The sequence below is a fragment of the Paracidovorax anthurii genome (genome assembly GCF_003269065.1).
GTDB classification, from domain to species: Bacteria; Pseudomonadota; Gammaproteobacteria; order Burkholderiales; family Burkholderiaceae_C; genus Paracidovorax; species Paracidovorax anthurii.
Window position 1 is genome coordinate 18,288 of sequence record NZ_QLTA01000063.1, and the last position, 9,588, is coordinate 27,875.

Consider the following 9,588-nt stretch of genomic DNA (forward strand, 5'->3'; position numbering starts at 1 on the left):
GGGGCCGGGGCGGGTCAGACCGCGCCGCGCGTTTCCACGTAGAGCGCGTAGATCGAATGGCTGCTGGCCATGAAGAGGCGGTTGCGCTTGGCACCGCCGAACACGAGGTTGGCGCAGCGCTCGGGCAGCCGGATGTGGCCGATGGGCTGGCCCTGCGGGTTGAACACCATCACCCCGTCCAGGTCCGCCGCGTTCGCGCCGGCCGAGCCGTTGCTGCCCCAGCCGCACCACAGGTTGCCGTCCTCGTCGCACTTGATTCCGTCGAGCGCGCCCGGGCCGCCCGCGTTGATGTGCACGCGCCTGTTCGACAGGCGCCGGCCGCCGGCGACGTCGCAGGCCCACACCACGCGGTGCGGCTGCGCGCGCGACTCGACGACGTAGAGCCGCTGTTCGTCGGGCGAGAAGCACAGGCCGTTCGGGCCGGACAGATCGTCCAGCACCAGCTCGGTCTTGCCGCTCTGCGGGTCGATGCGGTAGACCGAATGCGGCAGCTCGGGCGCGGCCTTGTCGCCCTCCCAGTGGCCCGCGATGCCGAACGGCGGATCGGTGAACCAGATCGAGCCGTCGCTCTTGCAGACGATGTCGTTGGGCGAATTGAAGCGCTTGCCGTTGTAGCCGTCGGCCAGCACGGTGATGCTGCCGTCGTACTCGGTGCGGGTGATGCGGCGCGTGAGGTGCTCGCAGGCCAGCAGCCGGCCCTGGCGGTCGCGCGCCAGGCCGTTGGCAAAGTTGGCCGGGTGGCGGAACACGCCCAGCTGCCCCGTGGCCTCGTCCCAGCGCACGATGCGGTTGTTGGGGATGTCGGACACCAGCAGGTAGCGCCCGTCGCCGAACCACACCGGCCCCTCGGCCCAGCGCAGCCCGGTGGCGATCTGCTCCACGCTGCTGCTGAAGATGCGGTACTTGCCGAACGACGGATCGAGCACCTGCACGGCCGGGTCGGGGTAGCGTTGATGGGGCTTGAAATCGAAGGCCTGGGCCATCGCCCCGGCCGGCCATGCCGCCGCACCGGCCGCGCCCAGCGCCCCGCCGAGGAACGCCCTGCGCCCGCTGCCCATGGATGCTTGCTCTGCCGCCATCTTGTCTCTCTCCTTGTGGTCTTTGGTGGATGAAAAGCAGTTGCCGGAATCGCCCGCGTGCCGGGCAGGCCCGGCCCGGGCCGTCACGGCAGATCGACGATCTCGACCCAGTTGGGGTTCTTGCCGGCGGCCACGCGGGTGGGCGTGCCGGGGATGCCGGTGGCAGGATCGATGGGGTGCAGCGAGACGCTGTGGGAATCCTGCCCCGCCGCGATCAGGAAGCGCCCGGAGCTGTCCACCGCGAAGCCGCGCGGCGTCTTCTCGGTGGGCACCTGGCCCAGCGGCTGCAGCTGGCCGTTGGCGGCATCCACCCGGAAGGTGGAGAGCGTGCTGGAGGTGCGCTCGGACGCATAGAGCGTGCGCCCGTCGGGCGAGAGGTGCAGGTCGGCCCCCCACGGCTTGCCCGTGAAGCCGGCGGGCAGCGTGGTGGTGCGCTGCACCTCGCGCAGCGTGCCGCGCCGGGCGTCGTACTCCATCACGTGCAGGCCGGCATCCAGCTCGTCGAGCACGTACATGTGGCGCTGGGCCTTGTCCCAGACGAAATGGCGCGGGCCGGATTTCTCGGGCGCGATGGGGGTGAGCGCGGGTTCGTTGGCCGTGAGTCGGCCGCTCTCGGGATCGAAGCGCCAGCTCGACAGGTGGTCGCCGCCCAGGCTGGTGGCGAACACGAAGCGGTTCGCCGCGTCGGCATGGATGGCATGGGCATTCGGCGCCGTGGGGATGAGCTGCTGCACGGCCCCCACCGTGCCGTCCTGGCCGATGCCGTTGACGGTGATCTTGTGGCCCGGGTACGACGCCGCGAACAGCCACCGGCCGGTGGCGTCGGTGTCGATGTTGGCCATGCTGTCGGCCAGCGCCGCCTCGCCCAGCCTGCGCAGCTTGCCGCTCGCGGGGTCGATGGCCAGGCTCACCACCCGGAAGGGCTGGGAGCGCAGCGCGACGTACAGCACGCGCTTGTCCGGCGAGACGGCCATCGGCATGGCCTGCCCGCCCAGGGGCACCATCTCCACGGGCCTGAGCGCGGCGGCCGCCCGGTCCAACTCGTACACCGAGACGTCCTGGCTGTCGGCGTTGGAGACATAGACCCAGGTGGCGGCCGACGCGGCGCCGCCGGCCAGGCAGAGCGCCGCCGCCGCCAGGCGGGTGAAGGAGAGTGCGCGGGTACGAGAGAGAGAGGCCATCATGGACTTCCTTGCGAGGGAGGGGTTCAACGGACCACCATGAACAGGCTGGGCAGCCAGGTGGAGAACGCGGGCACGAAGGTGACCAGCGCGAGCGCGAAGATCAGCGCGCCATAGAACGGCCATATCGTGCGCATCACCGTGCCCACCGACACCCCGCCGATCGCGCAGCCCACGAACTGGGTCGTGCCCACGGGCGGCGTGTTCAGGCCCAGCGCGCAGTTGATCAGCATCACGATGCCGAACTGCACCGAGCTCATGCCGTAGTACTGCGCGATCGGCAGGAAGATCGGCGTGCACAGCAGGATCGTGGCGGCCATGTCCAGGAACGTGCCCAGCACGAACAGGATGATGTTGATCAGCAGGAAGATCACCCACGGCGTCGTCGTGACCTGGGAGAGCAGCTCCCCCGTCATCTCGGCCACGCCGTAGAGGCTGATGAGGTAGCCGAAGGTGGTGGAGATGCCGATCAGCAGCAGGATCACGCCCGTGGTGCGCACCGCCTTGGAAGCCGCCTTGATGAAGTGCTCGCGCGTCAGCGTGCGGTAGAGGAAGATCGTGAGCGCCAGGGCGTAGAGCACCGCCACGGCGGCCGACTCGGTCGCGGTGAAGATGCCCGAGAGGATGCCCCCCAGGATCAGCACGACGATGAACAGGCCCGGCAGCGCGGCTGCGAACGAGCGGCCCACGATGTGCCAGCCCGGGAACGTGCCCTTGGGGTAGCCGCGCTTGACGGCCACGAAATACGCCGCCGCGAGGTTGCTCACGGTGAGCACGATGGCCGGAATCAGCGCCGCGAGGATCAGCGCCGCGATCGACACCTTGCCGCCCGCCGCGAGCGAATAGATGATGAGGTTGTGGCTGGTGGGCATCAGCGCCCCCACCAGGGCCGCGTGCGTGGTCACGTTCACGGCGTAGTCGGCGTGGTAGCCCTCTTTCTTCATCATCGGGATCATCACCGCGCCCATGGCCGACACGTCCGCCACCGGCGAGCCCGAGACGCCGCCGAACAGCGTGCAGGCCACCACGTTGGACATGCCCAGGCCGCCGCGCACGTGCCCCACCAGGGCGCGCGCGAAGTTGACGATGCGGTCGGCGATGCCGCCGTACAGCATCAGCTCGCCCGCGAAGATGAAGAACGGGATCGCCAGGAACGAGAAGATGCCCATGCCCGAGGTCATCTGCTGGAAGCCCACCTCCAGCGGCAGGCCCTCGTACAGCAGGGTGGCCAGGGCCGAGAGGCCGATGGAGAACGCCACGGGCACGCCCAGCAGCAGGAACAGCGTGAACGACACGCTCAGGATCAGGAGTGGCACGGTCATGGATCAGCCCCAGGCGGGTTCGACTTCGCGGCCTTGGGCCAGCGCAATGATGTGTTCGATGGAGAACATCACGATGAGGACGCCGGCGATGCTGGCCGGCACGTATTTCCAGCCCTCGGAGATGAAGAGCGTGGGCAGGCGGTATTCCCACACCGACTGCGCGAGCGATGCGCAATTCCAGGCCATGGCGGCGCCGAACAGCAGGACCAGCGCATGGATGAGGTATTCCATCTTCAGGCGCAGCCATTCGGGCGCCAGCACGAGGAAGGATTCGAGCCCGATGTGGCCGGAGTCCCGCACGCCCACGGCCACGCCGAACATGGTCACGTAGATCACCAGCAGCAGCGCGAGGCTCTCGGCCCAGGTGGGCGTGTTGTTGAGCACGTAGCGGCCGAACACCTGCCAGCTCACGGCGCAGATCACCGCCACGAGCCCCAGGATGCCCAGCCACATGCAAAGGCGCGCCAGCGCGCGGCAAATTTGGGTGTACATGTTGATTGAGAAGAAAAAACGACCGATGTCGCCGTGGAATCTTGGGTTTCAGCTATCTATTTAATAGCAATCGAGCAAAAAAAACCGCGCCGGTCACGGCGCGGGAAGGGACATCACTGCGTATCCTGCACGCGCTTGACGAGGTCCTTGAGCCGGGCGTCGGTGATGTACTTGTCGTACACCGGCTTCATCGCGGCCTGGAACGGCGCCTTGTCGATCTCGATGATCTCGGCGCCGCCGGCCTTCACCGTGGCGAGCGACTTCACCTCGCGCTCGGCCCATTGCTTGCGCATGTAGGGCACCGATTCCTTCGCGGCCTGGCGGACCCAGCCCTGCTCCTGCGCCGAGAGGCGGTCCCAGGCGCGCTTGGAAAAGAGCAGCATCTCGGGGGCCATCGAGTGCTCGGTCTTGGTGTAGTACTTGGCGACCTCGAACGAGCGCGAGCTCTCGTACGTGGGGTAGTTGTTCTCGGCGGCATCGATCAGGCCGGTCTTGAGGCCCGTGTACACCTCGCCCATCGGCATCGGCGTGGCGTTGGCGCCCATGGCCTCCAGCATCGACACCCACAGGTCGGACTGCTGCACGCGCACCTTCATGCCCTTCATGTCCTCGAACTTGCGCACCGCCTTCTTGGCCGTGAACATCGAGCGGGCGCCGCTGTCGTAATAGGCCAGGCCCACGAAGCCCTGCTTCTCGCACGACTTCAGGATGTCCTCGCCCACCGGGCCGTCCAGCACCTTGTGCAGGTGCTCGACCGAGCGGAACAGGAACGGCATCGTGGGCACGACGGTCTCGGGGCAGATGTTGTTCATCGCGCCGATGTTGATGCGCACCATCTGCAGCGCGCCGATCTTGGCCTGCTCGATGGCGTCCTTCTCGTTGCCCAGCGAACCGCTGCTGTACACCCGGATGGTGTGCTTGCCGCCCGAGAGCGCCTTCAGGCGCTCGCCCATGAACTTCACCGCGGTCACGGTGGGATAGTCGTCGGGATGGATGTCGGCGGACCGGAATTCCGTCGCATGCGCGGCGAAGGCCGTCAGGCCGGCGGCCGCGACGGCGGCCAGGGTGGTCTTGATGAATCGCATGTTGTCTACCTCTGGGGAATCCTCGTCAGGAGGGAAAAAAAGGACCGATCTTTTGGGGGCCGGCTTACACGCAACTGAACCGTAGCGAATGGATACACGCGGGCCGGCTCACGCCGCCCCCGGCTGGAACTCGGGCTCGGGCACGCCCTGGGTGCCCGGCCGCAGCGCGAACACGCCGCCGGCCAGCGGTTGGTCGGCCAGGTCCGCGTCGCCGCCCGGGCGGATGGACGTCACGTACAGCGTGTCCAGCCGCGGGCCGCCGAAGGCGCACATGGCGGGCTTCCTGACCGGCACGGCCAGCGAGCGGTCCAGGCGCCCGTCGGGCGTGAATCGGTGGACCAGCCCGGCATCGTTGCCGCAGATCCAGTAGCCGCCGTCCACGTCGATCGCGGCGCCGTCCGGTCGGCCCGGCAGCGGCGCCATGTCCACGAAGAGGCGCCGGTCGCGCGGCGTGCCGGTGTCGGTGTCGTAATCGAAGGCCCAGATCTTCTGCACGAGGGGGTGCGAATCGGACAGGTACATCGTGCGCCCGTCGGGGCTGAAGGCGATGCCGTTGGGCACGATCAGCTCGCCGAGCCCGAGGTCCGTCGCCTGCCCGCTGCGGGACTCCGCCGCGCCGAAGCGGTACACCGCCCCGACCCGCGCCGCCGCGCCCATGTCCTGCAGCATGGTGCCCGCGATGAAGCGGCCCTGGCGGTCGCAGCGGCCGTCGTTGAAGCGCATGCCTGCGGCGGCGTGGGGCACGCCGGCCAGCCGCCGCGCGGCCAGTGCGCCCTCGCCTTCGGCCAGTTCGAGCTGGAAAATGCCCGACTCCAGCCCCGCGATCCAGCGCCCGGGCTGGCCGGCCCAGGCGGCCATGCAGGCCACCATCTCGGGTGCCGACCACTGCGCGAGCGCGCCGGTGTCCGCGGACCAGCGGTGCAGCACGGCGCGCGGGATGTCGGTCCAGTAGAGGGACTGCTCCGCGGCGCGCCAGACCGGGCTCTCGCCCGTGGCGCAGCGCGCATCCAGCACCAGCTCGGCCTGAGAGGACGGTGCCACGGCGCTCATCCCTCGAACGGGCCCTGGGCCGTGAACGCGCCGCCCTGGTACACCGCCGCCGGATCGCCGGGCGCGGGAGCGGGCTGGGCCTCGACCTTGGCGCGGAAAGGCTCCGAGCTGTCCTTGGGCGCATACCCCAGGTGGGCGGCCGCATGGTTGTCCCACCACAGGTCGCGGTTGGCCGAGACGCCGTACGCCACGGTGTGGCCGACATCCGGCGTGAACAGCGATTTCTGCACCAGTTGCGTGAGATCGTCGTAGCTCAGCCAGGAGCTCATCATGCGGCGATCGCGCGGCTCGGGGAACGAGGAGCCGATGCGCAGGCTCACGGTCTCGATGCCGTAGCGGTCGAAGTAGAAGCTCGCCACGTCCTCGCCGAACGACTTCGAGAGGCCGTAATAGCCATCGGGGCGCCGGCGCGCCAGCGCATCGATGGGCTCCGTCTGCTTGTAGAAGCCGATCACGTGGTTGGAGCTGGCGAACACCACGCGCTTCACGCCATGGCGGCGCGCGCCCTCGTAGATGTGGAACACGCCCTTGATGTTGGCTTCGAGGATCTGCTCGAAAGGCCGCTCCACCGACACCCCGCCCAGGTGCACGATGGCATCGCAGCCGGCCACCAGCGCATCGACGGCGGCCTTGTCGGCCAGATCGCAGGGAACCACCTCTTCATCCGTCCCCTGGGCCGGCGCGATGTCCGCGATGTCGGACAGCCGGACGATCTCGGCAAAGGGCTTGACGCGCTCACGCAGCACCTTCCCCAGCCCCCCGGCGGCACCGGTGAGCAAAAGACGGTGGAAACGGGACGGCTGGCTCATGGAATTCCTCTGGCTGGTGTTTGTCATATGTTGTCGTACAACGCGAGGCGATTATGATCAACGCCATGGCCACTTCAATAAAGGGATTACCCGCATACCCCGCCACCATCGATCCTGCGGGCTCGGCACTGGTCGCGCGGGCCGCACCCGTGCGCCGGGCGCGGGGATTGGCCAACGCGGTCGTGGAGGACTTCTCCGGCAAGATCCGCGACCGCGTGCTCAAGACCGGGGACAAGCTCCCCACCGAATCCGAGATCATGCGGGCCCACGAAGTGAGCCGCACGGTGGTGCGGGAGGCGCTCTCCAAGCTGCAGGCCGCGGGCCTCGTGGAGACACGGCACGGCATCGGCACCTTCGTGCTCCCGCCCCGCGCGGGCGGGGTGTTCCGCCTGGAGCCCTCGGAGCTCAGCACCTCGGTGGACGTGCTGGCCGTCCTGGAGCTGCGCATCAGCCTGGAGACCGAGTCCGCGGGCCTCGCGGCCATGCGCCGCAGCGACGCGCACCTGCAATCCATGCGCGAGGCACTGGACGACTTCGAGCGCAACGTGCAGATCGGGGGCGACACCGTCGCGCACGATTTCCGCTTCCACCTGCAGATCGCCGAGGCCACGGGCAACCCGTATTTCGCCGACATCATGAACCACCTCGGCACCACGCTGATCCCGCGCACCCGCATCGCCGCGCTGCGCGCCCAGCGCAGCAGCGAATACCTGAGCCGCGTGAACCGGGAGCACGAAGAGATCTACTCCGCCATCGCCCGGCAGGACCCCGACTCGGCGCGCGCGGCCATGCGCATCCACCTCACCAACAGCCGCGAACGCCTGCGGCTCGCGCAGGAAGCCGCCAAGACCCAGGCAACGCCCGCCGGGCAATAACCGCGATCCGGCCCCCGGGCCGCGACAAAACGCTTGTCTTTTTCAGAATTCAAGTTGTATGATGACGTACAACAACCATGAATGGAGACATGCCAATGACCTTCCGCCGCCGAACCCTGCTGACCGCTGGCACCGCCATGGCGCTGGCCTGCGCTGCCGCCAGCGCCCAGACCCCCCAGTGGCCCGCGAAACCGCTGCGCATCGTGGTGCCCTACCCGCCGGGCGGCAGCTCGGACATCATCGCGCGGGCCATCAGCCAGCCGCTGTCCGATGCGCTGAAGCAGCCCGTCGTGGTCGAGAACAAGCCGGGCGCCAACGGCAACCTCGGCGCGGACTTCGTGGCCAAGGCCGCGCCCGACGGCTACACACTGCTGCTGTGCGACGTGGGCGCCCTCGCCATCAGCCCCTCCGTCTATACCAAGCTGTCCTTCGATCCATCGAAGGACTTGCGCGGCGCCACCATGCTGGCCTACTCGCCCCACATGCTGGTGGTCCATCCCTCCGTGCAGGCCAGCAACCTCAAGGAACTGGTCGCGCTCTCCAAGACCAGCGACCTCAATTTCGCCGTCACCGCCACGGGCAGCGCCCCCCATCTGGCGGGCGTCGCCCTCGCGGCCGCGAGCGGCGCCCGGTGGCAGTACGTGCCCTACAAGGGCGGCGTGACCGCGATCCAGGACACCATCGCGGGGCAGACGCAGGTGCTCATGAACGGCATGCTCGCCACCCTGCCCCACGTCCAGAGCGGCAAGCTCAAGGTCCTGGGCCTGTCCAAGTCCTCGCGCATGCCGCTGCTGCCCAATGTGCCGACGATCGCCGAGCAGGGCCTGCCCGGCTATGAGTCCGGCACCTGGCAAGGCATCCTGGTGCCGCGCGGCACGCCCGAGGCCGTGGTGCAGCGCGTGAACAGCGCGCTCATCAGCGTCATCCGCTCCCCGGACATCCGCTCCCGCCTTGCCGGCCAGGGCGCCGAGGTGGTGACCATGACCCCTGCCGAGCAAGACAAGTTCTTCGAGAAGGAGCGCGCCCGCTGGGCCAGCGTCGTCTCGGCCGCACAGATCCGCCTGGATTGATTCCCCCGGCATCGGCCACGGCAATCGCCCGGCCGGTGCTTTCCTTTCCCTTCGTTTCCCCACACTCCCTGGTCTTATTGCCATGAATCCTCAAGAACTCAAGTCCATCATGGGCTCCGGCCTGCTGTCGTTCCCGCTGACCGACTTCGACGCGCAGGGCGACTTCAACGCCCGCGGCTACGCCGAGCGCCTCGAATGGCTCGCGCCCTACGGCGCCAGCGCCCTCTTCGCGGCCGGCGGCACGGGCGAATTCTTCTCGCTCACGGCCGAGGAATACCCCGCCATCATCGAAACCGCCGTGCAGACCTGCCGCGGCAAGGTGCCCATCATCGCCGGTGCGGGCGGCCCCACGCGCTTCGCCATCCAGTGCGCCCAGGCGGCCGAGAAGGCCGGCGCGCACGGCATCCTGCTGCTGCCGCACTACCTCACCGAGGCCGGCCAGGAAGGCCTGGCCGCCCACGTGGAGGCCGTGTGCAAGAGCGTGAAGTTCGGCGTCATCGTCTACAACCGCGGCCAGAGCCGCTTCTCGCCCGAGACGCTCGCGCGGCTGGCCGAGCGCAATGCCAACCTCGTGGGCTTCAAGGACGGCGTGGGCGACATCGAGCTGATGAACTCCATCTACATG

Annotated in this window: 10 protein-coding genes; 3 read left to right on the forward strand and 7 right to left on the reverse strand. The window is 68.6% G+C overall.

Going from position 1 to position 9,588, the window contains the following annotated elements; genetic code table 11:
- Positions 1-14: 14 nt before the first annotated feature.
- The 7 genes from AX018_RS21680 to AX018_RS21710 all read right to left on the reverse strand — a co-directional run bounded on the left by AX018_RS21680 (position 15) and on the right by AX018_RS21710 (position 7,018).
- Positions 15-1,079 carry an SMP-30/gluconolactonase/LRE family protein gene (locus tag AX018_RS21680; protein WP_111881742.1) on the reverse strand — a complete coding sequence of 355 codons (1,065 nt, stop codon included), beginning with the start codon at positions 1,077-1,079 and terminating at the stop codon, positions 15-17.
- Positions 1,080-1,162: 83 nt separating this feature from the next.
- Positions 1,163-2,260: a lactonase family protein gene (locus tag AX018_RS21685; protein WP_111881766.1), complete on the reverse strand. Its 1,098-nt coding sequence runs from the start codon at positions 2,258-2,260 to the stop codon at positions 1,163-1,165.
- Between the two features lie 26 nt (positions 2,261-2,286).
- Positions 2,287-3,582: a TRAP transporter large permease gene (locus AX018_RS21690; protein ID WP_111881745.1), complete on the reverse strand. Its 1,296-nt coding sequence runs from the start codon at positions 3,580-3,582 to the stop codon at positions 2,287-2,289.
- Positions 3,583-3,585: 3 nt separating this feature from the next.
- The gene (locus AX018_RS21695) at positions 3,586-4,074 is read right to left on the reverse strand and encodes a TRAP transporter small permease (RefSeq protein ID WP_111881748.1); all 489 of its coding nucleotides are present in this window, start codon (positions 4,072-4,074) and stop codon (positions 3,586-3,588) included.
- Positions 4,075-4,187: 113 nt separating this feature from the next.
- Positions 4,188-5,159, reverse strand: a complete 972-nt coding sequence (locus tag AX018_RS21700) for a TRAP transporter substrate-binding protein (RefSeq protein WP_111881751.1) — start codon at positions 5,157-5,159, stop codon at positions 4,188-4,190.
- Positions 5,160-5,267: 108 nt separating this feature from the next.
- Entirely contained in the window at positions 5,268-6,209 is a 942-nt protein-coding gene (locus AX018_RS21705; protein ID WP_111881754.1) for an SMP-30/gluconolactonase/LRE family protein, read from the reverse strand.
- Positions 6,206-7,018 carry an NAD-dependent epimerase/dehydratase family protein gene (locus AX018_RS21710; RefSeq protein ID WP_111881756.1) on the reverse strand — a complete coding sequence of 271 codons (813 nt, stop codon included), beginning with the start codon at positions 7,016-7,018 and terminating at the stop codon, positions 6,206-6,208. Before AX018_RS21710 ends, AX018_RS21705 begins: the two co-directional genes overlap by 4 nt.
- A gap of 65 nt (positions 7,019-7,083) precedes the next feature.
- Here AX018_RS21710 and AX018_RS21715 point away from each other — a divergent pair, with 65 nt between their 5' ends.
- From AX018_RS21715 to AX018_RS21725, 3 genes are all read left to right on the forward strand, one after another.
- On the forward strand, positions 7,084-7,893 hold the full coding sequence (locus AX018_RS21715; protein ID WP_245951770.1) for a FadR/GntR family transcriptional regulator: 810 nt from the start codon (positions 7,084-7,086) through the stop codon (positions 7,891-7,893).
- Positions 7,894-7,988: 95 nt separating this feature from the next.
- On the forward strand, positions 7,989-8,963 hold the full coding sequence (locus AX018_RS21720; RefSeq protein ID WP_111881760.1) for a Bug family tripartite tricarboxylate transporter substrate binding protein: 975 nt from the start codon (positions 7,989-7,991) through the stop codon (positions 8,961-8,963).
- 82 nt (positions 8,964-9,045) lie between these two features.
- A partial coding sequence (locus AX018_RS21725) for a dihydrodipicolinate synthase family protein (RefSeq protein ID WP_211322501.1) occupies positions 9,046-9,588 on the forward strand: 543 nt, incomplete at its 3' end.